Annotated in this window: 18 protein-coding genes and 1 pseudogene; 10 read left to right on the plus strand and 9 right to left on the minus strand. The window is 65.1% G+C overall.

The window, feature by feature from the left end; translation table 11 throughout:
* Positions 1 to 124: pseudogene (locus tag RB623_RS13885) on the plus strand (IS481 family transposase); the annotation flags it as partial.
* On the opposite strand, the gene RB623_RS13890 reads toward RB623_RS13885, so the two are convergent.
* Together RB623_RS13890 and aceA are read right to left on the minus strand one after the other, a co-directional pair.
* Entirely contained in the window at positions 121 to 387 is a 267-nt protein-coding gene (locus RB623_RS13890) for a hypothetical protein (RefSeq protein WP_308057449.1), read from the minus strand. The pseudogene RB623_RS13885 and the gene RB623_RS13890 sit on opposite strands and share 4 nt — an antisense overlap.
* A 108-nt stretch (positions 388 to 495) precedes the next feature.
* Entirely contained in the window at positions 496 to 1785 is a 1290-nt protein-coding gene (gene aceA / locus RB623_RS13895; RefSeq protein WP_308057450.1) for an isocitrate lyase, read from the minus strand.
* Between the two features lie 273 nt (positions 1786 to 2058).
* On the opposite strand from aceA, the gene RB623_RS13900 reads away from it, so the two are divergent.
* From RB623_RS13900 to RB623_RS13935, 8 genes are all read left to right on the plus strand, one after another.
* A complete protein-coding gene (locus RB623_RS13900) occupies positions 2059 to 3576 on the plus strand; it encodes an XRE family transcriptional regulator (protein WP_308057451.1) in 1518 nt (505 codons plus the stop codon).
* 117 nt (positions 3577 to 3693) lie between these two features.
* A complete protein-coding gene (locus tag RB623_RS13905; RefSeq protein WP_308057452.1) occupies positions 3694 to 4593 on the plus strand; it encodes a DUF2167 domain-containing protein in 900 nt (299 codons plus the stop codon).
* Positions 4594 to 4948: 355 nt separating this feature from the next.
* The gene (locus RB623_RS13910; RefSeq protein WP_308057453.1) at positions 4949 to 6073 is read left to right on the plus strand and encodes a DUF937 domain-containing protein; all 1125 of its coding nucleotides are present in this window, start codon (positions 4949 to 4951) and stop codon (positions 6071 to 6073) included.
* A 196-nt stretch (positions 6074 to 6269) separates the two neighbouring features.
* Positions 6270 to 7217, plus strand: coding sequence for a DMT family transporter (locus RB623_RS13915; protein WP_308057454.1), 948 nt, complete (start codon positions 6270 to 6272; stop codon positions 7215 to 7217).
* A 354-nt stretch (positions 7218 to 7571) separates the two neighbouring features.
* Positions 7572 to 8669, plus strand: coding sequence for a polyamine ABC transporter substrate-binding protein (locus RB623_RS13920; protein WP_308057455.1), 1098 nt, complete (start codon positions 7572 to 7574; stop codon positions 8667 to 8669).
* Positions 8670 to 8732: 63 nt separating this feature from the next.
* On the plus strand, positions 8733 to 9875 hold the full coding sequence (locus tag RB623_RS13925; protein WP_308057456.1) for an ABC transporter ATP-binding protein: 1143 nt from the start codon (positions 8733 to 8735) through the stop codon (positions 9873 to 9875).
* Between the two features lie 84 nt (positions 9876 to 9959).
* The gene (locus RB623_RS13930; RefSeq protein ID WP_308057723.1) at positions 9960 to 10847 is read left to right on the plus strand and encodes an ABC transporter permease subunit; all 888 of its coding nucleotides are present in this window, start codon (positions 9960 to 9962) and stop codon (positions 10845 to 10847) included.
* Between the two features lies 1 nt (position 10848).
* Complete coding sequence (locus RB623_RS13935) at positions 10849 to 11667, plus strand: ABC transporter permease subunit (RefSeq protein ID WP_308057457.1); 819 nt, start codon at positions 10849 to 10851, stop codon at positions 11665 to 11667.
* Between the two features lie 7 nt (positions 11668 to 11674).
* On the opposite strand, the gene RB623_RS13940 is transcribed toward RB623_RS13935, so the two are convergent.
* The 4 genes from RB623_RS13940 to RB623_RS13955 form a co-directional block, all read right to left on the minus strand.
* Complete coding sequence (locus RB623_RS13940; protein ID WP_308057458.1) at positions 11675 to 13510, minus strand: AsmA-like C-terminal region-containing protein; 1836 nt, start codon at positions 13508 to 13510, stop codon at positions 11675 to 11677.
* Between the two features lie 134 nt (positions 13511 to 13644).
* Positions 13645 to 13881, minus strand: a complete 237-nt coding sequence (locus tag RB623_RS13945) for a type II toxin-antitoxin system HicB family antitoxin (protein ID WP_308057459.1) — start codon at positions 13879 to 13881, stop codon at positions 13645 to 13647.
* Between the two features lie 9 nt (positions 13882 to 13890).
* Positions 13891 to 14208 (minus strand): helix-turn-helix transcriptional regulator, encoded by a 318-nt coding sequence (locus tag RB623_RS13950; RefSeq protein ID WP_308057460.1) that lies wholly within the window; start codon positions 14206 to 14208, stop codon positions 13891 to 13893.
* Complete coding sequence (locus RB623_RS13955; RefSeq protein ID WP_308057461.1) at positions 14205 to 14588, minus strand: type II toxin-antitoxin system RelE/ParE family toxin; 384 nt, start codon at positions 14586 to 14588, stop codon at positions 14205 to 14207. The genes RB623_RS13950 and RB623_RS13955 overlap by 4 nt, the downstream gene beginning before the upstream one ends.
* A gap of 162 nt (positions 14589 to 14750) precedes the next feature.
* Between RB623_RS13955 and RB623_RS13960 the strand changes: the two genes are divergently transcribed.
* A complete protein-coding gene (locus RB623_RS13960; protein WP_308057462.1) occupies positions 14751 to 16709 on the plus strand; it encodes an acetoacetate--CoA ligase in 1959 nt (652 codons plus the stop codon).
* A 583-nt stretch (positions 16710 to 17292) separates the two neighbouring features.
* Here the strand turns inward: RB623_RS13960 and RB623_RS13965 are convergent.
* The 3 genes from RB623_RS13965 to RB623_RS13975 form a co-directional block, all read right to left on the minus strand.
* Entirely contained in the window at positions 17293 to 18987 is a 1695-nt protein-coding gene (locus RB623_RS13965; protein WP_308057463.1) for an iron ABC transporter permease, read from the minus strand.
* An 84-nt stretch (positions 18988 to 19071) separates the two neighbouring features.
* A complete protein-coding gene (locus RB623_RS13970) occupies positions 19072 to 20121 on the minus strand; it encodes a Fe(3+) ABC transporter substrate-binding protein (protein WP_308057464.1) in 1050 nt (349 codons plus the stop codon).
* A 243-nt stretch (positions 20122 to 20364) separates the two neighbouring features.
* On the minus strand, positions 20365 to 24936 hold the full coding sequence (locus RB623_RS13975; RefSeq protein WP_308057465.1) for an ATP-binding protein: 4572 nt from the start codon (positions 24934 to 24936) through the stop codon (positions 20365 to 20367).
* Positions 24937 to 25004 lie beyond the last annotated feature (68 nt).

Raw genomic sequence — 25004 nt, forward strand, 5'->3', positions numbered from 1 at the left:
CGGTGAACTTCCCATCTGGCTTCACCGATACAATTGGCATCGCCCACATGGTAGCCTAAAGTCCAAAACACCAATCAGCCGCCTCGGACTAACCGAGGACAACCTCTTGAGGCTCCACATCTAGCGCGCCGCCTGCGTCACCACGACCGGGATCAGGAGGTCGCCCCAGTTGCCGTCACCGCCGTGGTGGCGGGCCGAGCGCACCAGCTCGACCGAGACGCCGGCCTCGACCGCTTTCATCACCGACTGGTTGAGCCGGTGCAGGTCGTTGGCCAGCATGCGGATCGCCGTCTGCTGCGATGCCGACATGGCGCTCGACTGCTCCTCGGCGCGTTCCTTGACGCGGGTCTTCGGGGTCTTGGTGGGGGTTTCGACTGCGTCCAGCATGGTCTTTCTCCTCGCTCCTGATGTTGATGCCGGGGACAGTTTATTTTCTTTCAGAAGGGTCGCAGCGCGGCGATGTTGGCGCTGGAAAAGTAAACTGTCCCCTGTTGCCTATTCCGCGGCCGGCCTGAACTGCGCGTGCTCGGTCGATTCATGCATGGCGGTGGTCGACGACTTTCCGCCGGTGATCGCCATCGACACGGCGTCGAAATAGCCGGTGCCCACCTCGCGCTGGTGCTTCGTTGCGGTGTAGCCGTTCACCTCGGAGGCGAATTCGGCCTCCTGCAACTCGGAATAGGCCGCCATCTGCCGGTCCTTGTAGCCGCGCGCCAGTTCGAACATGCCGTAATTGAGCTGGTGGAAACCGGCCAGCGTGATGAACTGGAACTTGTAGCCCATCGCCCCCAGTTCGCGCTGGAACTTGGCGATCGTCGCATCGTCGAGGTTCTTCTTCCAGTTGAACGACGGCGAGCAATTATAGGCGAGCAACTTGTCCGGATGATGCCGGCGCACGCCTTCGGCAAACTTTTTCGCCTGCGCCAGATCCGGCTTCGACGTCTCGCACCAGATCAGGTCGCAGGACGGCGCATAGGCGACGGCGCGCGCGATGCACGGCTCGATGCCGTTGCGGACCTGATAGAAGCCTTCCACGGTGCGCCCCGCATCATAATCGACGAAGGGCCGGTCGCGCTCGTCGATGTCGGAGGTCAGCAGTTTTGCCGCTTCCGCATCGGTGCGAGCGATCACCAGCGTCGGCGTGCCCATCACGTCGGCGGCGAGCCGCGCCGCGTTGAGGTTGCGGATATGCGCCGCCGTCGGGATCAGCACTTTTCCACCCAGATGGCCGCACTTCTTCTCCGAGGCCAACTGGTCCTCGTAGTGGACGCCGGCAGCGCCCGCCTCGATGAACGCCTTCATGATCTCGAACGCGTTGAGCGGCCCGCCGAAGCCGGCTTCCGCGTCGGCGACGATCGGCGCGAACCAGGTGTCGACCGAAAGCCCGTTGCCTTCCGAGGTCTCGATCTGGTCGGCGCGCTGCAGCGTGCGGTTGATGCGCCGGCAAAGCTCCGGCGCGGCGTTGGCCGGATAAAGCGACTGGTCCGGATACATGGACGACGCTGTGTTGGAATCCGCCGCGACCTGCCAGCCGGACAGGTAGATCGCCTTCAGCCCGGCGCGCACCTGCTGCATTGCCTGGTTGCCGGTCATCGCGCCCAGCGCGTTGACGAAGTCCTCCTCGTGGATGAGCTTCCACAGTCGGTTCGCGCCGTTCTCCGCCAGCGAATGTCGGATGGTCACCGAGCCGCGCAGACGCTTCACGTCCTCGGCCGAATAGGGCCGCTCGATGCCGTCAAAGCGGCCTTCCGGTGCGGAAGGGACGAGGTTGTAAAAATCGGTCATTGTCTGCTCCGTCTTGCAATGCGTGTCTGGCTGGTCGGTCGGATTGACGTCATTTGCCTGTCGTCAGATTTACATTGCAGTGCAAAATATGACGAGGAATTTCACCAGAAGCGCCGATGGAAAAGGGAAAACCGGTATTGAGGTTGACAGAAAGCTGCTGTAAAATTGTCAATGTTGTAAAAGCGGTGGCGACGGGATGACCGGGAACACTCTGTCAAAAGCTGTAAAACCTCTGCCGCGGGCGGATATGCTCGCTGGATGGGGCCGATAGCCATGCCCGAGCAGAAAATCTTCGCCGGCCCGCGCATCCGCCGCATCCGCAACGCCAAGGGCTTGACCCAGACCGCGATGGCGGAGGGGCTGGGCATCTCGCCCTCCTATCTCAACCTGATCGAACGCAACCAGCGGCCGCTGACTGTCCAGCTCATCCTGAAACTCGCGTCCGTCTACAAGGTGGATCCCGACGAGCTGCAAGGCGAGGCGCGCGGCTCGATTTCCGGGCTGCGCGAGGTGTTCGCCGACCCGCTGCTTGCCGCCGAACTGCCCGGCGAGCAGGAACTGGTCGAGATGGCCGAGGCTGCCCCCAACATGGCGGCAGGCGTGATCAAACTCTACCGCGCCTATCGGGAGCAGGCGTCGAGGCTTTCCGACCTCAACGAGCTGATGGCGCATGAGGGCAGGGCGGCGGCGATCTCCGGCGCGCGCATGCCGCTCGACGAGGTGCGCGATGCGCTGGAGCGGCGGCCCAACCATTTTGCCGCGCTCGAGGGCGAGGCGGAGACGTTTTCGGCGCTGCTCGATCCGGGCGACGATCTGGCCGGCGCGCTGAAGGCGTGGCTCAAGCGCGAGCACGGCATCGTCGTGCGCGTGCTGCCGGCCGCCGTCATGCCCAATTGGCGCCGCCGCTACGACCGCCATTCGCAGCGCCTGTTCGTCTCCGAGCGCCTGTCGCCCTTCGACCAGTTGCGCGAGATCGCCGTAGAGGCCTGCCTGCTGCGCATGTCGGTGGCGGTCGCCGCGGAAACAAGAACGCTGAACCTGTCGTCGGACGAGGCGCGGCGGCTGGCGCGTTTCGAGTTCGGCCGCTATGCCGCGCACGCGCTGATGATGCCTTATGCGGCTTTCCACACGGCCGCCGTCCGCGCCCGCTACGATGTCGACGTGCTGCGTTCGCGTTTCGGCGTCTCCTTCGAGCAGGCGGCCAACCGTCTGACGACCTTGCAGCGCCCCGGCGCCGCCGGGGTGCTGTTTTTCTTGGGCGAGATCGACGCCGCCGGAAACCGGCTGCGCCGCGCCGGCGCGGCGGGTTTTCCGCACGGCCGTTTCGGCGGCGGCTGCCCGAAGCTGGCGATCCACGCGGCTTTTTCCCAGCCCGGCCAGATTCTTGTTGAGGCGGTCGAGATGCCGGACGGCGCGGCGTTCCTCACGATCGCCCGCACGCTGGACGGCCCGCAAGGCGGCTTCGGCGAGCGGCCGCGCCGCACCGCCATCCTTATCGGCTGCGATATCGGCTTTCGCGACGAGGTCGTCTATGGCGCGGCGCTGCCTGCCGCCTTGCCCAACGGTGCGAGAGCCGGATCGTCCGCCGTCGGTTCGGCCGCGTCGGCCGTCGGCGCATCCGCGTCAGGCGCGGCTTCGGCCAAACCCGGTCCGGTTGCCGCGACGCCGATCGGCCCGGCATGCCGGCTGTGCGAGCGTACCGGCTGCCTCTCCCGCGCCGAGCCGCCGATCACCCGCCCGCTCGGTCTCGATGAGATGGTGACGGGCTTGAGCGCGTTCGACTATCGGTGAGTTCTTCCGCCGCGGCATCAAGCATCGCGGTCTCACTCAAGTAACGTCCACGTGATCATTGACTCGTTGCAGTCGAAGCCTGAGATATGAGGAGGACGCGGCTGCAGGGGGTAAGACATGAAACGATACTTGTTTGCGATTGCCATATCATCGATATTTTCCGTTTCTCCCCTTCACGCCGAGAAATCAGCGGAGTTTTTCCCGGAATATCCCCTGTACAATGACGCGGGAAAGACCTTCCTCGACAAGATAGAACCGAGGATTGGAAAAATAGATTTGCCTGATGGCGTCTCCCTCGATTTGCGGGACAAGTTCTATTTTCTCGGCAAGGAAGACACCATCGCGGTTCTTACCGAAGCGTGGGGCAATCCGCCTACATCTGCTGTCGGCAGCGTCGGTATGATCTTCCCGGTCAAATACGATCCGCTGGCGAGCGACGGCTGGGGTGTGCTGCTTAGCGTCGACAAGATCGGCTATGTCGACGACAAGGACGCAGCGTCGATCGACTATGACGACCTGCTCAACACGATGCGCCGCGACACGATTACCGAAAACGAGACGAGAAAGCAGGACGGCTTCGAGCCGATCACGCTGATCGGCTGGGCGGCGCCTCCGGTTTACGACACCGAGAACAAGCGGCTGCACTGGGCCAAGGAACTTCAGTTCGGCAACGCCGAAAAGCACACGTTGAACTACGATGTGCGTTTTCTAGGCCGTGAAGGCGTATTGATCATGGGTTACGTCGCCTCGATCGACCAGTTGCCGGAAATCCAGGCCAGCCTGCCCGATGTCCTGAGCACGCCAAGTTTCGCGCCCGGCAAGCGCTATTCGGATTTCGTCCCGGGTGTTGACACCGTCGCGGCGGTGGGTGTCGGCGGCCTCATCGCCGGCAAGGTGGCGGCGAAGGCGGGGCTCTTCGCGATCGCCCTGGTCGCGCTGAAGAAATTTGGCTTCCTGCTGATTGTGCCCGTAGCCTGGCTGTGGCGTGTGATCCGCCGAAAGTCTTCGACGTCGTGAGAGGCAGCGCCCGCGCGAGTTCTTCCTGCTCGGCCTCGGGCAGGGCCGGTCGCGCGGTGGCGGTCGTCATTGTGCATGACGATCCAGTGGCCTTCGCGCAACTCGTCGATCCGTTTGCCGGCGCGCTCCAGCGGCGGGTCGCGGTCTGAGTATGACCTCGCGTCCGCTCCTTGAAAGAAAAAGTGCCACGGACGTCGTTGTGTCATCAGTTCCAACTATCGTTCTGCGTGCGTTTGGAGCATCATGTGCCGCTACGTCACGTTGTTGCAATGACCGTGTGGGGACGGTTTTCTGGGTAGGGAGAGGAAGTCGGCACGGCGGTTTGGTGCCATCCAGCAAAGGAGGAGGATCCCTGATGGCTAGCAATATCGTTTCACTGGTGAGTCAATTCCTGACGCCTGACATCATCGCGCGCATCGCGGCTATCCTCGGTCTGGATCGCGGCAGTGCGCAGAGCGCAATCGGCGCGGCGGTGCCCGCCTTGCTCGCCGGACTGGTCGGCGCGGCATCGAAACCGAGCGGTGCGCAGAAGCTGGCCGACGCCGTGAAGGATCAGTCCGGCATACTGGACGGTTTCGCCGGCATGCTCGGCGGCGGACAGTCGACCCTCGCGGACCAGGGATCGCAAGTGCTTGGTTCGCTCCTCGGCGGCGACGGACAGGCCGCGCTCGCAGGGGCGGTCTCGAAGTTTGCCGGCCTCGACGCCGGCAAGGGCAGTTCCCTTGTCGGAATGCTTGCCCCGGCCGTATTGGGGATGATCGGCAAGGAAGCCGGACCGGGCAGGCTGGACGCGAGCGGGCTTGCCAGTCTGCTCAATGCCCAGAAAGGCAACATCGCTCAGGCGCTGCCTGCCGGATTCGGCGATCTGCTGGGGCGTTCCGGGCTTCTCGACTCGCTTGGTGGCGCCGTGGGTTCGACCGCGGCGTCCGCGACCCGGGCCGCGGCGAATACGGCCGAGCATGCCGGGCGGCTCGCCTCGTCGTCAGCCCAAACGGTCGGCGATGCGGGGCGTCGTGCCGAGGCGGCGGCCTCCGGCGTGCCTCGGTGGCTTTACTGGCTGGTCGCCCTGCTCGTGATCCTGGGGCTTCTCTGGTACCTGTTTGGCAATCGCGCCCAGCAGGCCGTCGAAACGACCGCCCCCGCTGCGCAGGGCGTCGTCGTCGGCGGCGTCGACATAGGCAAGCAGCTTGGGGACGGCCTTGGCGCCTTGCGGACGTCGTTGGAGTCGGTCACGGACGCGGCGTCGGCGAACGCGGCTTTGCCGAAGTTGCAGGAGTTCGCCACGCAGTTGGACACGATCGGCGCCTCCATGGCACAGGCAACGCCGGAACAGAAGACAGCGGTCAAGGGGTTGGTGGAGCCGGCCATGGCGACGCTCAACCAGCTTTTCGACAAGGTGCTTGCGATCCCCGGCGTTGGCGACGTGCTGAAACCCACCGTCGATGCCCTGAGGGCGAAGCTCGCGAGTCTCGCCGCGTAGCTGGGAAACGCCGACCAGCGGGCCCACCCGGACCACGCTCCCTTTGCCGCGCGCTCGGGAGCGTGCAATTGCCCCAAGCGGATCGCCCGACTGGACCATTTCCTCGCGCTGGCGATCCGCTAGCGAGACAGGAGCCGGCGTGCTGTCCGGCTAGGGCAGCTTTGCCCTTGGCTCTTTGCGACGGGCTCTCCCGCCGATGACGGATTTCACCACCACAAGTCCTGCCGCGGCGCCGTCCGACCGCGAGGAGCGGATCGGCCTGCTGCTGGTCTTTCTGTCGGCTTTCGCCTGGAGCACCGGCGGCGCCATCGCCCGTTTCCTTGAGGCCGACGACAGTTGGACGGTCGTGTTCTGGCGCTCGCTCTTCGCAGCGCTTTTCCTAATCGCTTTCCTGCTTTTTCGCGACGGCGCGCGCGGCGCCGCGCAGCAGTTCCGTACCATGGGCTTTCCGGGCGTCGTGGTCGCCCTCTGCTTCGCTTCCGCCTCGACCTGTTTTGTGCTGGCCATCGCCCACACCACTATTGCCAACGTCATGCTGATCAATGCCGGCGTGCCACTGTTTGCGGCGCTGCTGGGATGGCTGCTGTTTCGCGACACCGTGTCGAAAACCACCTGGGCGGCGATTGCCGCCGTGCTCGCCGGCGTCGCGATCATGGTTTCCGGCTCGTTCGACGGCCGCATCTCGCCGGTCGGCGACATCCTGGCGATGACGATTGCCGTCTGCTTCGCGCTGGCGACGGTGATTACCCGCCATTTCTCCGGCGTCCGCATGACCTCCGCCGTCTGCCTCGGCACCATCATCGCCTGCGCCATCGCCTTCCTGATGTCGGGTCGGCTGGCGGTGTCGTGGACCGATCTCGGCCTGCTGTTCTGTTTCGGCGCGCTTAATCTCGGCCTCGGCATGGCGCTGTTCGCCAGCGGTGCGCGGCTGGTGCCGGCCTCCATGGCGGCGCTGCTCGGCACGTTCGAGACGATCGCCGGCCCGATCTGGGTGTGGCTGATCCACGGCGAGGTTCCGTCGGCCCGCACGATACTGGGCGGAGCGGTGGTCTTTGCCGCGCTGCTCGTGCATATCGCCATGCAGTTGCGCAAGCAGTCCCGGCCGGCGCGGCCTGGCGTCACCGGAATTCCCGCCCCCCATTGACAGGTTTGCCGCCAAAGGCGCACCTTGCTTTCATTGGCAACCAGAGAGCAGGCGTATCTTGCCAGTCACCGCAGCGGGCCACGCGGAGGGCCGTGCAGGTTTCACGATAAAGATTGGGTCGCGATGGCGGCGGCGGACGCTCGGATTTGAGCGCTGCCGCAACGTGCCGACAGTTCGCCGCCCGCTTCGATCGAATGATCGTTTCGCGTCATCCGCAAAAGCTCGCCGTGGACAGCTATCCGTCTTGCCGGTCTGCGCTTGTCGCACCGCGGCAATGCCAATAGTCTTTCACAAAAGCCGGGCGCAACGTGCAGATACTGCCGCCCGTAGGGAACACAGGAAAGGGAGAATTTCATGATCCGCAGGACGCTGTTGTTGTCCGCCGCGACGGCCGTGCTGGCCGCCTTCGCCGGCGGGGCCGGTGCGCAGGAAAGAGTTGTGAACGTCTACAACTGGTCGGACTACATCGATAGTTCGATCATCGACGACTTCACCAAGGAGACCGGCATCAAGGTCGTCTACGACGTCTTCGATTCCAACGAGATCCTGGAAACCAAGCTGCTTGCCGGCGGCAGCGGCTATGACATCGTCGTTCCGACCAGCAACTTCCTGGTAAGGCAGATCGCGGCTGGGGTGTACCAGAAGCTCGACAAGTCGAAGCTGCCGAACCTCGTCAACGAATGGGACGTCGTGACCAGCCGGGTCCAGAAATACGATCCCGACAATGCCTATTCGGTCAACTGGATGTGGGGCACCGTCGGCATCGGCTACAATGTCGAGAAGGTGAAGGCGGCGCTCGGCGTCGACAAGATCGACAGTTGGGACGTCGTCTACAAGCCGGAGAACCTGGCCAAGCTGAAGGATTGCGGCGTCTATGTGCTGGATTCTTCCAGCGATATCGTTCCGACGACGTTGAAATATCTCGGTCTCGATCCGGAAAGCACATCGGCGGAGGATCTTGCCAAGGTCGAGGAGACGCTGCTGGCGATCCGCCCCTTCATCCGCAAGTTCCACTCGTCGGAATACATCAACGCTCTGGCCAATGGCGACATCTGTCTCGCGGTCGGCTGGTCGGGTGACATCTTCCAGGCGCGGGATCGCGCCGCCGAGGCCGACCAGGGCGTCGTCGTCGACTATGTTGTGCCCAAGGAAGGCGCCGAGATGTGGTTCGACCAGATGGCGATTCCGGCCGATGCTCCCCACGTTGCGGAAGCGCACGAATTCCTCAACTTCATCCTGAAGCCGGAAGTCGCGGCGAAGGCGACGAACTACGTGTATTTCGCCAACGGCAACAAGGCCTCGCAGGAATTCATCGACAAGGAGATTCTGGACAATCCGGCGATCTATCCCGATGCCGCGACGCTGGAAAAGCTGTTCACCGTGTCGCCCTACGATTCGAAGAGCCAGCGCGTCGTGACCCGGCTCTGGACGAAGGTCGTCACCGGTCAATGAGGCGAGATCCCGGCGGCCACCCGCCGGGATCTTTTCACGTCGGGGACAAGGGGACAGGGACCAATGAATTCGCTCGGCAGCATCCGCAGGTCGTTCGCGCCGTGGAACGATCCGAACGCCAAGCCGTATATTGCCTTCGAGAACGTCACGAAAAAATTCGGCGATTTCACCGCGGTCAACAATCTGTCGCTGTCGATCTTCGAGAAGGAATTCTTTGCGCTGCTCGGCGCGTCCGGCTGCGGAAAGTCGACGCTGCTCAGGATGCTCGCCGGCTTCGACGAGCCGACCGCCGGCCGCATCCTGCTCGACGGGCAGGATCTGCGCGGCATCCCGCCCTACCGCCGCCCCGTCAACATGATGTTCCAGTCCTACGCGCTGTTCCCGCACATGACGGTCGAGCAGAACATCGCCTTCGGCCTCAAGCAGGAGGGCATGCCGAAGCCTGACATCGAGCAGCGCGTCGCCGATATGCTGAAACTGGTGAAGCTGACGCAGTTCGCCAAGCGCAAGCCGCACCAGCTTTCCGGTGGCCAGCGCCAGCGCGTGGCGCTCGCCCGCTCGGTGGCCAAGCGGCCAAAGGTGCTGCTGCTCGACGAGCCGCTCGGCGCGCTCGACAAGAAGCTGCGCGAGGAGACGCAGTTCGAGCTGATGGACCTGCAGCAGACGCTCGGCCTCACCTTCGTCGTCGTCACCCATGACCAGGAAGAGGCGATGACCATGGCCGACCGTATCGCCATATTGGACAAGGGCGAGGTCATGCAGGTGGCGACCCCGGCCGAAGTCTACGAGGCGCCGGGTTCGCGCTACGTCGCCAGCTTCGTCGGCAACATCAACATGCTCGAGGGCACCGTGGCGGAGCGCACGGAAAACCGGGCAAGGATCACCGGCGCCAGCGGCGCTGAGATCGTGGTCGAGAACGCCGGCGACGCGGCCGCCGGCAACACGGTCGCCTTCGCCATCCGGCCGGAGAAGATCAAGGTGTCGTCGCGCCCGCCGGCGCAAGGCACGGCCAATGTCATGGAGGGCGAAATCTACGACCTCGCCTATCTCGGCGACATGACCGTCTACCACGTCAGGCTTGCCGACGGGCAGGTGCTCAAGGCCAGTGCGCTGAACAGTTCGCGGGTGACGGAAGACCCGCTGACCTGGAACGACCGCGCCTGGGTTTCCTTCGCGCCCGACGCCGGCGTCGTGCTGACGCGCTAGGAGGCGGTGGTGGCGGAAACGGCGGTCTCCTCTTCGTCCGGCCTCGCGGCGGCTCAGCCGGCGCCAGCGACTTCCAACTCGCTCCTGAACGCCATCACCAGCCGGCTGGTCATCATCGTCCCTTACCTCTGGCTGCTGTTCTTCTTCCTCATCCCCTTCGCCATCGTCTTCAAGATTTCGCTGTCGCAGACGGCGATCGCCATGCCGCCCTATACGCCGGTCTTCGGCGTCGACGGCTTTTTCGACGCGCTGAGCCAGCTCAATTTCGACAACTATGTCTGGCTGACCGAGGATGCCCTTTATTTCAACGCCTATGTGTCGAGCGTCATCATCGCCGCGATCTCGACCTTCCTGGCGCTGCTGATCGCCTATCCGATCGCCTACGGCATGGCGCGTGCGCCGACGACCATCCGCCCGACCCTGCTGATGCTGGTGATACTGCCGTTCTGGACCAGCTTCCTGATCCGCGTCTACGCCTGGATCGGTATATTGAAGCCGGAAGGCCTGCTCAACCAGGTGCTGCTGGCGACGGGCATCATCGACGAGCCGCTCATCATCCTCAACACCCACATCGCGATCTTCATCGGCATCGTCTATTCCTACCTGCCCTTCATGGTGCTGCCGCTCTATTCGTCGCTGGAAAAGATGGACTATTCGCTGATCGAGGCGGCGCAGGACCTCGGCTGCCCGCCCATCAGCGCCTTCTGGAAGATCACCTTCCCGCTGTCGCTTCCGGGCGTCGTCGCCGGCTGCATGCTGGTGTTCATCCCGGCCGTCGGCGAGTTCGTTATCCCCGACCTGCTCGGCGGCTCGGAGACGCTGATGATCGGCAAGACCTTGTGGAACGAATTCTTCAACAATCGGGACTGGCCCGTTTCGTCGGCGGTGGCGGTGATCCTGCTGCTGCTGCTGATCGTGCCCATCATGATCTTCCAGAGCGCCCAGGCGCGCGCCCAGGAACAGGGGCGTTGAGATGAGCGGGAACTGGAGCCGTTTCAACATCGCCTCGATCGTGCTGGGGTTCGCCTTCCTCTATTTGCCGATCGTGCTGCTCGTCATCTTCTCCTTCAACGAGTCGAAGCTGGTCACCGTCTGGGGCGGCTTCTCGACAAAATGGTATGTGTCGCTGTTCCACAATCAGGGCCTGATGGACGCCGCCTGGGTGACGCTGCGCGTCGGCGTCATCTCGGCGACGGTGGCGACCGTGCTGGGCACGCTCGCCGCGCTGGCGCTGACCCGCTACACGCGGTTTCGCGGGCGAATCCTGTTTTCCGGCATGGTGTTCGCGCCGCTGGTCATGCCGGAGGTGATCACCGGCCTGTCGCTGCTGCTGCTGTTCGTGGCGGTCGGCTTCGACCGCGGCTTCCTCACGGTGACCCTCGCCCACATCACCTTCTCGATGTGCTTCGTGGCGGTGGTGGTGCAGTCGCGGCTGATGACCTTCGACCGCTCGCTCGAGGAAGCGGCGATGGATCTTGGCGCGCCGCCGGTAAAGACCTTTTTCCAGATCACCCTGCCGGTGATCCTGCCGGCCATCGTCTCTGGCTGGATGCTGGCCTTCACGCTCTCCATCGACGACCTGGTCATATCGAGCTTCACCTCGGGGCCGGGCGCCACCACGCTGCCGATGAAGATCTATTCCCAGGTGCGCCTCGGCGTCACGCCGGAGATCAACGCCGCCTGCACGCTGATGATCGCCGTGGTCGCGGTCGGCGTCATCGCCGCTTCGGTCGCCAACAAGCGCCGCGAGGTACAGCGGGCGCGCGACGAGCAGGCCGCACAGCGTGGGTAAGTAAACCTCAGTTCCCGCCGGCCGCGGGCGAAATGAACGGCGCGCTCCACGAGCCGCCGACGAAAAAGGCAGCGTCGGCGGTCGGCTGCTCGCCGCCGGCGGGCAGGGGACCGACGCCGCCGGTCAGCGCCAGGCTACGGTCGGCGTAGGACGCCAGCCCCGAAATCCACATCCTGCGCTGACCGAAGCGCGCTTCCGCCTGGTCGATGCTGGCGACGCCGCCGGCGACGGTCCCCTTGATGTCGAAAGCGTCGATGTCGAGGCTCGCGGCCGAAACCTCGTCCAGCGGAAAGAAGCCGCCTTTGCGGCTGCGGTCGAGAAAGGCCGGCAGGTCGAAAGCCGACAGCGTGCCTGGCCCGAAGCGCGCCGAGAATTTGCCCTTTGCGTCCTTCATCGCCGACTGGATGTCGGCGCCTCGGCCGGCGATGTCGACCGTCATCGAGCCGGTGGCCGACGGAACGAGCCGTGTCATGCCCAGGGCGGCGCCGATGGCTTCGCCGTCGACGCGCGCGGCGGATGCCCGCAAGGTCATGACAGTGCCGTCGGCCTTGCGGTCGAAGCGCAGCCTCGCCTCCAACTCGCCGCCGAGCAAGCGCGCATCCAGTATGTCGAAGGAATCGAACTCGTCCTGCAACCGCACGGCGGCCGCCACCTCCGCCATCGCGAATGGTCCGGCGGTCGCGTTGGACGCTGAAAGCCTGAGGTCGAGCACCAGCCCGCGAAGCCATTGCAAGGCAGGCGCCGAGTGCGCGCCCCGGTCCTGCGTGGCAAGCGGCAGAAGCACTTCGAACAGCGTGCCCAGGTTGAGCGTGTCGAAGGCGAGCGACCCGGAAACCGCGATCCGCCCCTCCCGGGTCGCCAGCTCGGCCGCGCCGGCGCCGGTGCCGCCCTCCACCTGCAAGCTGGCGCCGTCGAGCTTGAGGCGGCGCGGATCGCCGGACACGGCGCCCGAGATTGTTACCGTCTGCAGCTTTTCCCATTCTGGCGGCTCTACGCCGGCCCATCCGGCGAGCCTTCCGAACGACGCCGTGGCGGCCGTCATCCGGCCGTCGACGAAAACCTCGCCGGCGAGATTGGCCACGCCGGCGAAGGAGGCGCTGCCGAGCGCCGAAACGACGCTCAGCGTGACCGGCGCGCTGCCCCCGGCAAACAACAGCATGGGCTGGGCGCTTTCGGCGACCACCTTGATCGTCTCGCCCTGCCAGATACCCTGCGCCTCGACGCTGCCGGCGCCGTCCAGCGTCGGCCACTCGACCGCGCCGGCGATGCCAGTGACCAGCGGCGCGCCATCGGCGCTGCCGTCGTCGAGCAGGATTTTGCCGTCCTCGACGCGGATGCTGCCGAACGGGCTGGTGGGCATCGGCGGTTTCGGCGTGCCGGGGTCGGCTTGCCTGGCCACGGCGTCTCGCGCCTTGTCGATGGCCGCGCGGATGCGGCCCTTGCCAGCCAGCGTTTGCCATATTCCGCGTTCTGGATCCGCACCGATCCACAATGCCGGACGTTCCAGGCGCGCCGAAGTGATCACGGCGTCGCCGCGCATCGCCGCCAGCGCCGACAATTCGATGTCGACGCGGTCGACCGTTCCGACCGGGCGCTCGCCGGCCGCGTCCACGTCCGTGAAGGATACGTCCCTGAGCACGGCTTTGAATCGCGGCCAGACTTCGACGCGGGGAGAGCCTTCGATCCGGACCGTGTAGCCGCTCCAGGCGCCGATCTCCTCGGCGATGCGGTCGCGCACGATGCGGGTGGAGGCTATGTAGGGGACCGCCACGGCGAGGACGGCGATGAGAACGGCCGCGACGGCCAGCGCCCACAAACTCCTCCTGATCGTCCGTGCTGGCATGGTTCCGTCCGGTTGCGCCGCTGCGAAGCGTGTCAGGCCGGGTTTAGAGCAAGACGCGCCGGGATTGAAGCCAATGCCGGTTCGGGAAGGAATCCGGGCTCCGATGTCCTGGGGACAAACGGCGCGCGACAGGTTCAACTGCCGATACGTCGCCCGATGCCTTCGGCCAGCAATGTCGTTGGCCGGTCCAGTTCATTGAGTGTCTTGGCGTAGGAGACGAAAGCGTCGTGCCCCTCGCGCACCGCATCCTCCGGCGTCTCGCAGTCGGCGATGCAGCCCGGATAGTCGGGAAATTCAATAAGATACCCGCCACCCTCTTCGGCCGTGAGAGGACGGATTTTAAAGCACGGGAGCTCGCTGGCATCGGTCATCGCGACCTTCTAACGAACCATATGCACCGAAATCGAGCCGGCATCGTGGCTGCGCGGCCGGATCATGATTTCAATGTCCTGATCCAATGCGGTCAGGAAATGCATCAGTCTTTCCACGGAAAAACCGTCGAGCCGATAGTTAATGAGTGCCGAAACCTTGGGTTGCGGTATGTCGAGCAGGGACGCGACATCGACCTGCTTCAGCTTGCGGGCCTGGACGATCTCGGCGATGGCCATCGCCAGACGCGTCTTGGTCTGCCGCTCCCCGGCATCGGGAAGCCCGAGATCGGCAAAGACATTGCTGCTGCCGTGAGTGATATCGCTCATCCTCGTCTCCCTTCCCTGTTCGCCTCATAGTCCGCTTTCGCTCGCTTCAAGCGTTCGCTCACCAGATCCACATCGGTCTTGGCGGTTCGGACGCCCGAAGGTGACTTCTTCTGAAAGGCGTGCAGCACATAGATGACGCCTTCGAAACGGACGGTATAGACTGCCCGATAGGTGTCGCCATCGTAGCGCTCCACCACTTCAAGAACTCCGGGGCCCTCGCCTTTCCAGGGCTTGGCATTCGGGTGCTTGCCGCCGAGTTGCGCAACGCCCAAAGCGTATCCCATGTCGCTCCGGACCCCTTCCGGAAACCCCATGAAATCGGCCTTGGCGGAGCCAACCCAATGAAGCGGGTATTGTGCAAGCCGAGGCGGTCGAGACATTTCCCCAAATATCCCTGAATTGGTATATTTTCAAGTGAAGCAGCGCGATGTTCCACACGCGCAGACGCGGGCCTCAACCTTGTCAGCTTCCGGACAGATACCCTGCTTCTTGCGCTTGTGCGGCGCAATATGCATAAGCGCTGCATCGCTGGGAGGATGAGCATGGCCGAGACGCAACCGCTCTGGAAACCGGACGCCGCGCGCGTCGCCGCTTCGCCGCTGACGGCGTTCACGCGGCGGGCGGAGCAAGTGGCGGGCCGCGCCTTCCCGAGCTATGCCGACCTGCACCGCTGGTCGGTTGAGGACCGCGAGGCGTTTTGGAGCCTCGTCTGGGACTTTTGCGGCGTCGTCGGTTCCAAGGGTGACCGCCGACTGGCCGATGGCGACCGCATGCCGGGCGCGGCCTTCTTCCCGGACGCCAAACTCAACTATGCTGAAAATCTCTTGCGCAAGCAGGGCGGCGGCGATGCGCTTGTCTTCCGCGGCGAGGACAAGGCCGAGCAGCGGCTGTCCTGGGACGAGCTTGCCGCGCTGGTGTCGAAGCTGCAGCAGCTTTTCCGATCGCTGGGCGTGAAGGCCGGCGACCGCGTCGCGGCGATGATGCCCAACATGCCCGACACGGTGGCCTGCGTGCTCGCCACGGCCTCGATCGGCGCCGTGTGGTCGTCGTGTTCGCCGGATTTCGGCGAGCAGGGCGTGCTCGACCGTTTCGGCCAGATCGAGCCAAAGATCTTCATCGTGCCCGACGGCTACTGGTACAACGGCAAGGCCATCGACGTTTCGGCCAAGGCCGCGGCGGTCGCGGCAAAGCTGCCCGGCCTGGAGAAGGTGCTGATCGCCGACTATCTCGGCAATGCCGCGACGGCGGCGGCAAGCATTCCGGGCGCCTCCACTATTGCTGCCGCTGTCGCGAACATCGAGGCGCGACCGCTCGGCTTCGAGCCGCTGCCCTTCGCCCACCCGCTGTTCATCATGTTTTCGTCCGGCACGACCGGCATTCCGAAATGCATTGTCCATTCGGCCGGCGGCACGCTGCTGCAGCACCTCAAGGAACACCGGCTGCATGGCGGCATCGTCGACGGCGACCGCCTGTTCTATTTCAGCACCTGCGGCTGGATGATGTGGAACTGGCTGGTCTCGGGCCTGGCTTCCGGCGCGACGCTGCTGCTCTATGACGGGTCGCCCTTCTATCCCGACGGCAACGCGCTGTTCGACTATGCCGACCAGGAGGCCATGACCTATTTCGGCACCTCGGCGAAATTCATCGATTCCGTGCGCAAGGCGGGCCTACGCCCCATCGAAACCCACAGCCTCGCCACCGTGCGCACGCTGTCTTCCACCGGCTCGCCGCTGTCGCCGGAGGATTTTGCCTTCGTCTACGACGGCATCAAGAAGGACGTGCATCTAGCCTCGATCTCCGGCGGCACCGACATCGTGTCCTGTTTCGTGCTGGGCGTGCCGACCGAGCCGGTCTGGGTCGGCGAGATCCAGGGGGCCGGCCTCGGCATGGCCGTCGATGTCTGGGACGACGACGGCAGGCACATCGAGCGGGAGAAGGGCGAGCTGGTCTGCACAAAAGCGTTTCCGTCGATGCCGATCGGCTTCTGGAACGATCCCGACGGAAAAAAGTACCATGCCGCCTATTTTGAGCGCTTCGACAACATCTGGTGCCATGGCGACTTCGCCGAATGGACCGAACATGGCGGCGTGATCATCCATGGCCGCTCGGACGCCACCCTCAATCCGGGCGGCGTGCGCATCGGCACCGCCGAGATCTACAACCAGGTCGAGCAATTGCCGGAGATCGCCGAGGCGCTGTGCATCGGCCAGGATTTCGCCGGCGACGTGCGGGTGGTGCTGTTCGTGCGCCTGGCGCTTGGCGTTGCGCTCGACGAGGATCTGGAAAAGCGCATCCGCGCCAAGATCCGAACCGGCGCCAGTCCGCGCCACGTACCGGCAAAAATCGTCGCGGTCGCCGACATTCCGCGCACCAAATCGGGCAAGATCACCGAGCTTGCGGTGCGCGAGGTCGTGCATGGCCGGGCGGTCAAGAACAAGGAGGCGCTGGCCAACCCCGAGGCGCTGGAGCTCTACCGCGACCTGCTGCAACTGCGGGACTGATCGGCATGCCCTATGGTTAACAGTTGCTGAAGCCGGAATTTACCTCGTTTTCAGAGGTGGAACATTTCGGTAAACATTTTTCCGATCCGGCAAGGTTTTGTTAACGAAAGGTGGGCGATAGTCTCTGCAACTTGAGGGAGAGATCCCTGTCCTCCAGTTCCGGCGGACTCCTGCTTGCTCAAGCCCCGTTGTAACAGCATCCCAAGCTGAGGCGTCCGCAAGGGCGCCTTTTTCTTTTGCTTCTTAACGCGCTGCCCGCCCGGTCGCGATGGACCCGACTGGAAACCGCCGGCGACGTCGACGGTGAGGTTCGCGCGCCCTTGCCGACCACGTCGAAAACGAATGCCACGGGCCTCCACGGCAAGCCGGAAACGCCGGAAGGAAGGTGAATCGGGTGCTTTTCGAGGTCTTTTTGAAGCCCGTTGCGCGGTCTCGGCGCTGCCGCCGGAACAAGATGTTGAAATCCCTCGATCTTCCCGACTTCACGCGCCGGGCGGGAGCGCAAGCGAAAAACGTCGGTACGAAGACAGGACACTCATACGCGGCGTCCCGTTCGGGAAGAATATGGAAGCAGAATCAACGTCTAAAGAAAGGCGTCCTGGTCGCGCGCCAGCGCCCGCGACAACAGCACGACCGGAACCGTGGCGGTGGCGATGATCAGCAGCGCGGCGATCGCCCCGTCCTCGACCACAGCCCGCGAGGCATTCTCGTAGACCAGCGTCGCCAGCGTGTTGAAACCGAACGGCCTCAGCAGGATGGTGGCCGAAAGCTCCTTCACCGTATCGACGAAAACCAGCACCAATGCCGTCAGGATGGCCGGTTTCAGCAGCGGCGCGAGGATCGATACGGCGCTGCCGAGTGGCGATTTTCCCAGGCTGCGCGCCGCGTCGTCGAGGTTGGACGGCAGTTTTTCGATGCCCGAGCGCACCGCGCCTTCCGCCAGTGCAAGGAAGCGGATCGTGCAGGCGAGGACTACCGCCGCGGCCGATCCGGTCAGCAGCAGTCCGGTCGAAAAGCCGAGGTATTCCCGTGCGATAGCGTCTATGCGGTTGTCGAATTGCGCCAGCGAGAACAACAGGCCGAGACCCAGGATCGTTCCGGGCAGGGCGTAGCCGACCGAGGCGACGCGGACCACGGAGCGCATTGGCGCTGACCGCGACACCCTCACCGCATAAAGCAGGAAAAGTGCCAGCGAGACGGTCAGCAGTGCGGTGACGCTGGCCGTCAGCACGGAGTTCAGAAAGGCTTTTCCAAGGTCGGCATTGATCAGATAATCCAGCCGCCGCGAGGCGTAGCGCCCGAACACCCAGAGCGGCACGCCGAAGCCGAGCAGCACCGGCGCGGCAACCGCAGCCAGCGCCGTCAATCCCTTGAAACCTTTGAGTTTTGTGCGGGGAGGGCGGGCCTTCAACTGTGTCGCCCGGGCATTGTGGAAACGCTGCAAGCGCCGCGCGAACTGCTCGCAGGCAAGCAGCGCCAGCACCACAAGCAGCATCAGCATGGCCAGTTGCGCCGCGCCCTCCAGGCTGCTGCGGTTGATCCAGGTCGTGTAGATCGCCGAGGTCAGCGTGCGTACCCCGAGATATTCGGCGACGCCGATGTCGTTGATCGTCTCCATCAGCACCAGCACGACGCCGGCGGCGATCGCCGGTCGCGCCACCGGCAAAAGCACGCGGAAGAACACGCGCGCCGGCCCGGCGCCCAGCGTGCGCGCCACGTCGCCTATGTTGCGGCCCTGCATGAGAAAGACGAAGCGGCTGGTCAGGTAGACGTAGGGGTAGAGCACCGAGGTGAGCACGAATGCCGCACCAGGCGTCGTGCGCAGGTCGGGAAACCAGTAGTCCTGCGGCGTATGGAAGCCGAAGATGGCGCGCAGCGCCGACTGCACTGGCCCGGTGAACAGGAAAAACTCGCCGAAGGCATAGGCCGCGAGGTAGGGCGGTACGGCCAGCGGCAGCACCAGCGCCCAGGAGGCGAGCCGGCGCAGCGGGAAATCGAATGCGACGATCAGCCAGGCGGCGGTGACGCCGATCAGCGCCGTGCCGGCCGACACCATGGCGATCAGCGCGGCGGTGGTGACAGCCGCCGTGGGCAGCACGTTGGCGGCTAGATGCGGCCAGTCCTCTCCGCTGCCTGAAAGCGCGATGACGGTAAGGGCCGCGATCGGCGTCAACACCACGGCCGAGATCGCCAGCGCGGCGGCAAGCATCAGCGGATGCCGGATGCGGCGCACGGGCCGTCCTTCCGAGACCCGTTCGAGGCCGGTCGCGGCCGTCATTCCCATGATTCGGATCGAGGCGTCATCAAGCGGCAAAGGCCGGACCGCTTGCGCGGCCCGGCCTCTTTCCGGAAAGAACGCAGTTTAGCTGCTCGGACCATCGTCCAGGCCGACGCGGTCGACCATTTCGGAGGCGGCTTTGCGGTTCTTGGCGATCTCGGCCAGCGGCAGCGTGTCGGCGTTCAGCGGGCCGAACGACTTCACGATTTCCGAGGGCTCAAGTCCGGGCTCGACCGGGTATTCGAAGGTCTGCTCCGCATAGACCTGCTGGGCCTTGTGGCTCGACAGGAACTGGATCAGCTTGACGGCGTTGTCGCGGTTCGGCGCGTTCTTGGCGAGTGCGGCGCCCGAAATGTTCACATGCGTACCGCCGTTCTCGAAGGTCGGGAAGATGACGTTGACGGCGTTGCCCCAGTCCTTCTCCTCCGGGTCCTTCTCATTTGTGCGCATCAGGCCGACATAATAGGTGTTGCCGAGCGCGATGTCGCATTCGCCGGCGAAGATCGCCTTGGCCTGCGGGCGGTCGCCGCCGTCCGGCTTGCGCGCCAGATTGGCCTTGACGCCCTTCATCCATTCCTCGGTCTTCTCCGGGCCCCAATGGGCGATCGCCGCCGAGAACAGGGCGAGATTGTAGTCATGCTGGCCCGAGCGGATGCAGATCTTGCCCTTCCACTTGGGATCGGCCAGGTCGGCATAGGTGATGGCGGTGTCCTTCACGCGGTCCTTCGAAGCATAGACCACGCGGGCGCGCTTGGTGACGCCGAACCAGTGGCCTTCCGGATCGCGATACTCGGCAGGCAGGTTGCCATTGACGGTGGCGTCGTCCAGCGCCTGCGTCACGCCCTTTTCCTTGGCGTTGGTGAGCCGCGCGATGTCGACGGTAAGGATCACGTCGGCGGGAGAGTTCGTGCCTTCGGCGAGGATGCGGTCCTCGAGACCCTTGTCGAGGAACAGCACCTCGGTCTTGATCCCGGTCTCGGCGGTGAAGGCGTCGAGCACCGGCTTGATGATGTCGGGCTGGCGATAGGAGTAGATGTTGACGGTGCCGTCGGCGAGAGCCGAGCCGGCAAACACTGTTGCGAAGGCAAGGGCGGCGCAACCCGCGATCCTCGACCGGAAATGTTCCTTGGTCATCGTTTTCTCCTGCTCGGCGACGTTTTTCGCCCCGTGTCGGAATGGCTTGGTTTCCCTGTCGGGAACGATCCGACCTATTGGCGATGTTCTATCCCGCCGTCAATACAAACACCAACAATATCAATACTTTAGAAGAATTCTAAACTGGACGAAATCTTACAGCTTTTCAATAAGTTGACACAAACGATCCGGGTTTGCCGTGAGCGCTGAGACGGACCGGCCGCAAAAAACTTCACGAAAAATTCAGGTCGCCAGCACGCGGGTGGACGGAAAGGTCACCTCGACCAGAGTGCCCTCGCCGGGTGTTGAATTGATGGTGAAGCGCGCGCGGTTGGCCTCCACCATCGCCTTGGTCAAGGGCAGCCCGAGGCCGGTGCCGTCGCCGCGTGCGCGTTTCAGCGCGTTGATCTGCTTGAACGGCTTCAATGCCTGCTCGATCTCCGCCTGGGTCATGCCGACGCCGGTGTCGCGCACCCGCATGACCACGTCGCCCGAAGGCTCGTAGGACGTGGAGACGATCACCTGGCCGCCGGCCTGCGTGTAGCGCACCGCGTTGGACAGCAGGTTGAGCGCGATCTGTCGCACGCTGCGCGCATCGGCGACCACGTCGGGCAAGCGCGAGGCGAAGCTGGAGCGGATGATCACCCGCTCGCGGTTGGCCTGCGGCTGCATCATCGCAACCGTCTGGGCAAGCGTCTCGTTGAGCGGCACCGCCTCATGCGCCATCTCCTGCTCGCCGGCCTCGATCTTCGAGATGTCGAGCAGGTCGTTCACCAGTTCGAGCACGTGATTGCCCGAGCGGTTGATGTCGCGGAGGTAGTCTCTGTACCGGTCGTTGCCGATCGAGCCGAAACGCTCGTCGATCATCAGTTCGGAAAAGCCGATGATGGCGTTGAGCGGCGTGCGGATCTCGTGGCTGATGCGGGCGAGAAACTCCGATTTCTGCGAGGAGGCGCGCTCCGCCAGCGAGCGCGCCTGCGTCAGTTCCTCCTCGGCGCGCTTCCATTGGGTGATGTCGCGCACCACCGCGCAAAAGCCGCCGTCGCCGGGCAGCCTGCCGATGGTCATGAACAGCGGGATGAAGCGGCCCTGGGATTCGCGGCCGATGACTTCGCGGCCGTCGTTGAGCACGCTGGCGACGCCGTGGTCGGACAGGCCGTTTAGATAGTCGCGTGCCGCCCGCTGGCTTTCGATGGCGAACAGCGCGGTGAATGGCTTGCCGCCGATCTCGTCGGAATCGAAGCCGAACAACGCCTCCGCCGGACGGCTGATCGAGCGGATCATGCCGTCATTGGTGATCAGGATAACGCCGTCCGTCGCCGTGTCGATGATCGCCCGCATTTCCGCGACGCGGGCCCTCAGGGCCTCGACGTCCGGCTGATTGAGGAGCGGCTCGTCATCGTCGGCCTCGACGGCGTCGCCGGTGCGGCGCACGACAAGCATCAGCGCATGGCCGCCGCCCCACGGCACAGAGCGCAGGATGGCCTCGATCGGGAACTCCAGCCCGTCGGCGGTCTTGAGCCGCAGCGACCGGCCGGCTTCGTCTCTGGCATCGTCGTAGGGGTTCGAAAACAGCGCACCGAGGCCTCCGGCCTCACGCAAGCGGTCCAGCGACGTATAGCCGGTGAGGCTCAGAAACTCTTCGTTGGCGTAGTGCAGCACGTCGCCGGAATGGATCAGCAGCGGAACCGGCAGGCGCGACAGGATCGCCGTGTCCTGGATGCGCCTCCCGCCGGTCGTGGCGGGGGAGAAGGCCGAGGGCATGTAGCCGCCGGTTTTCAGCTCGAAGATTGCCGCGCGCGCGGCAACCACAGGCGACGGCGTCGGCGTGGCGGGCTCGGCCACCGGAGTTGATTGCTCGGCGTTCGCGGTTGCCTGCGCGCGATCTTCCGAAGCCGCGGCGGGCTCCGCCGCGGCCTGCGACCCGACGTCCGTCGCCGGCGCATCCTCGGCAGGGGCCGGCGGCTCGGATCGAGAAACCGAGACATCGGCCTCTGGCTCCGGCTCGTTGCCTGCGGAACGCCCCTCGTCCTTTGCCGGCATCTCCTCAGACGTCGAAGCAGCCGTGTCTTGCGACGCCGACGCGTCGGCTATTTCGGAGGGCGAGTCGGCGCTTCCCGCCAGCGGGGTGGAGGCAGACAGATCTGTCGTCGGGCCGGCGGCCAGCGGCGAAGGCGCCGCGGCGTCGTGAGTGTCGCCGCCGACGGAGAACGTGTCGGCCTCAACCGGCTTGTCGCCAGCCGGCGCGTCCTGCCATGCCGGTTGCGGGACAACCTGCGAATGCGGGAAATCTGCCGCCGGCGCCGCGTTTTCGGCGGCTCCTTCGCCGGCAGGCACCACCGTGTCGACTGCGCCAGAAACCGGCTCCTGAGCCGACGCCACCGCTGCTGCAAAGCCGTATGGCTGAGATGGATGGTTTCGCTCGACAGTTTCGCTTGCTGCGTCGGCCGGCTCGACGAACTCCGTCGTCGTTTCGTGCGGCGGCTCGTCGGCCGGCGTCGTGAGAACGGGATGCGGCGCGGCCGGTTCGGGAACTACTGCCCGTGCCTCCTCGCCCGCAAGCCCCGCGACAAGCTCGCCGATGGTGGTGATTTCCGTCGGCCGCGTTTCCACGGTCGATGCCGGGGCCTGGGTGTGATCCGCGAAGGCGACGACAAACTGCCTGTCATCAGGCAGGCCTGCAACCGGCGCGCCGGCCGGTGAAGCTCCGCCGGGCGTGTGGCTCGCGGGCGCGTCGGCCTGTTCCGGAGGCCTTTCGTCTTGCGTGCGAAAGGTAACCACATCGGGCCGGCCAGAGGGCTCCTCGCCCCGCTGATTGCCGTTCGCGGCCTCGGGTGGCGCATCGTCGGGGGTGTTCGCGGCGGTCTCGCCTTCGATGCCGCCGGCTTTGCGCAGCCGCTCACCGATTTCGCGGAACGCGCTGCGCTCGACGGTGGACAATCCCTTTTCGGGCGTCGTCGTCGGCCGGTGTTCCGCCAGGCGGATGATCTTGTCGGAGGAACGGCGGTCCGGCTTGGGAGCGATGGTGAGCGCCGGCACTTCGCCGCGGAATGGGTCGGTGCTTCGCACATCGTCGCGGACAGGATCCTGTTCCGCCTCGACCGTTGCCGACGCGTCGGCCGGCACGTCAGGCTCGACGGCCGGCGGGGCCGTGACGTCGGCCTCGATCGTGCTTTCCCGCGCTGCCGTTGTCTCGGATGCCGCCGCGGTCTCGATCGATGCGGCAGCATCCGGCATTTCCAAGATTGGTCCGGGATCGCCGAACGCGTCGGCGAGGCGGGCGACCCCGAAGCCGCGAAAACCCTCGAATGTGCGATCGCGCGAATAGACCGGCAGGGCGGCGAGATCGACCGGCACTTTCAGGCCGGTGCCGGCCACCGGCCAGTGCACCAGGCGCCCGGACCAGGTGTCGCGGCGCTCCAGCAGGCCGGCGATCTCCTTTTGCGGATCGAGGCCAAGCGCCTCGGACAGCGCGCCGAACGGCCGCCCCAGCACATCGCTTTCTAAAGCCCCCACCGCCGCCAGGAATTCCGGCGAAACGGCGCTGAAGCGTCCGGCCGAGTCGGTTTTCCAGACAAACCGTACCGGCTGAGCGCTGCGGTCGATGACGGTTCTGGCGTTATTGGCGGGCTGCTTCGGAGCCGCGGGTGCGGGCGGCGACGCGGCTTGGCCAGCCGCGCGGGCCGCAGCCGGCCGGGCGGCTTCCATCGGCGCGATTTGTGTGTGCGTTGCGGAAAAGGTCTCGGTTCCGCCTGCCGCCGCCACGTCGGCGGCAGTATGCAAGACACCCTGCGGTCCCACGATGTCCTCCATCGGCAGGGCCGGATGCCCTTCCGCGCTAACAACCTCCAGCGTGGTTGCCGCTTCCGCATTCTCGGACGCATCGGCCGTAGCAGTTTCCAGCGAGGCCGAGGTCGGGACCGCTCCCTCCGGGGCAATGGTCGCGGCATCGCCTTCGGATACAACGGCGAAGGTATCGGCACCCGCTGTCGCCGACACGGCTTCCGGTTGCGTGCCGGCGTCGTCTTGGCGAACTGCCGGCATTGTCTCCGGCTCATCCGCGGCCATTCCGGCAGGCTCGGGCGCGGCGCTTGCCGCAGCCGTGGACTGCGCGGTGCCATCGTCGGACGAAGGGGCCTGCGGATCGGCCTCTTGTGCCTCGTCGATGACGACCAGCAAATGCCGCGCCGGCTGGTCGCGCAGCCTGGCGATGCCTGCAGGCAGTCTCGCAGCGCCGGCGGAAACGATCTTCTTGACCAGCCGGTCGCTTTCTTCCGTCACGTCGCGGACGAGGGCGGCGAGCACAGGCGCAGGGATTGCGCGCGCCACAAAACCCTCGGAAGCCGCTTCCACCGCGCCTGTCTCGTCGAGGAAGGCGACGAGATGGCCGGGCTGCGAAAAACCGCCGATCGCGCGCGCCGCGACTTCCGCCTCCGGCGCGCCTGCCAGTCCGGCGGGCACGGCCAGCATGATGGCGTCCTCGCCATCCGGCAACGCGATCGCGCTCGCCGAAAACATCGTGGCGTGGCTGCCGAGGCCGCGGGCCAGACGAACAAGGATGCTCCGGTCCCGGCCGATATGCGGAAACCCTCTTGTCGCCATGATCTGCCGCCGCGCCGCGAAACCCAGGCCGCTGTCGGCGCCGATGATGGCTTCGATGCCGGCATGGCCGAACAGCGCCGCGCCCGGGCCGTTGGCCCAGACCACCTCGTCGAGGGCAGTCGACAGGATGACGATGGCGTCACCCGCGGCGAATCGCTCGCGCACCCCGTCAAGGACGGCGACATCGATGAACGAATAGGCGGCCGATGGCATAGGTGGCTTTTACGCTCCGCGGCGCGGAATCCCCAAGGTTAATGCATTGTTAATAAAAGTTGGGCGCT

The organism is Mesorhizobium sp. LHD-90, assembly GCF_030929505.1.
Taxonomy (GTDB): Bacteria; Pseudomonadota; Alphaproteobacteria; order Rhizobiales; family Rhizobiaceae; genus Kumtagia.

Excerpts from the sequence above, each read along its gene's own strand:
- RB623_RS13950 (WP_308057460.1), bottom strand. The coding sequence starts at position 14,208 with ATGAGCGATATCACTCACGGCAGCAGCAATGTCTTTGCCGATCTCGGG.
- RB623_RS13910 (WP_308057453.1), top strand. The coding sequence starts at position 4,949 with ATGGCTAGCAATATCGTTTCACTGGTGAGTCAATTCCTGACGCCTGAC.
- aceA (WP_308057450.1), bottom strand. The coding sequence starts at position 1,785 with ATGACCGATTTTTACAACCTCGTCCCTTCCGCACCGGAAGGCCGCTTT.
- RB623_RS13890 (WP_308057449.1), bottom strand. The coding sequence starts at position 387 with ATGCTGGACGCAGTCGAAACCCCCACCAAGACCCCGAAGACCCGCGTC.
- RB623_RS13970 (WP_308057464.1), bottom strand. The coding sequence starts at position 20,121 with ATGACCAAGGAACATTTCCGGTCGAGGATCGCGGGTTGCGCCGCCCTT.
- RB623_RS13960 (WP_308057462.1), top strand. The coding sequence starts at position 14,751 with ATGGCCGAGACGCAACCGCTCTGGAAACCGGACGCCGCGCGCGTCGCC.
- RB623_RS13935 (WP_308057457.1), top strand. The coding sequence starts at position 10,849 with ATGAGCGGGAACTGGAGCCGTTTCAACATCGCCTCGATCGTGCTGGGG.
- RB623_RS13920 (WP_308057455.1), top strand. The coding sequence starts at position 7,572 with ATGATCCGCAGGACGCTGTTGTTGTCCGCCGCGACGGCCGTGCTGGCC.
- RB623_RS13900 (WP_308057451.1), top strand. The coding sequence starts at position 2,059 with ATGCCCGAGCAGAAAATCTTCGCCGGCCCGCGCATCCGCCGCATCCGC.
- RB623_RS13940 (WP_308057458.1), bottom strand. The coding sequence starts at position 13,510 with ATGCCAGCACGGACGATCAGGAGGAGTTTGTGGGCGCTGGCCGTCGCG.
- RB623_RS13955 (WP_308057461.1), bottom strand. The coding sequence starts at position 14,588 with ATGTCTCGACCGCCTCGGCTTGCACAATACCCGCTTCATTGGGTTGGC.
- RB623_RS13925 (WP_308057456.1), top strand. The coding sequence starts at position 8,733 with ATGAATTCGCTCGGCAGCATCCGCAGGTCGTTCGCGCCGTGGAACGAT.
- RB623_RS13905 (WP_308057452.1), top strand. The coding sequence starts at position 3,694 with ATGAAACGATACTTGTTTGCGATTGCCATATCATCGATATTTTCCGTT.
- RB623_RS13965 (WP_308057463.1), bottom strand. The coding sequence starts at position 18,987 with ATGACGGCCGCGACCGGCCTCGAACGGGTCTCGGAAGGACGGCCCGTG.
- RB623_RS13975 (WP_308057465.1), bottom strand. The coding sequence starts at position 24,936 with ATGCCATCGGCCGCCTATTCGTTCATCGATGTCGCCGTCCTTGACGGG.
- RB623_RS13915 (WP_308057454.1), top strand. The coding sequence starts at position 6,270 with ATGACGGATTTCACCACCACAAGTCCTGCCGCGGCGCCGTCCGACCGC.
- RB623_RS13945 (WP_308057459.1), bottom strand. The coding sequence starts at position 13,881 with ATGACCGATGCCAGCGAGCTCCCGTGCTTTAAAATCCGTCCTCTCACG.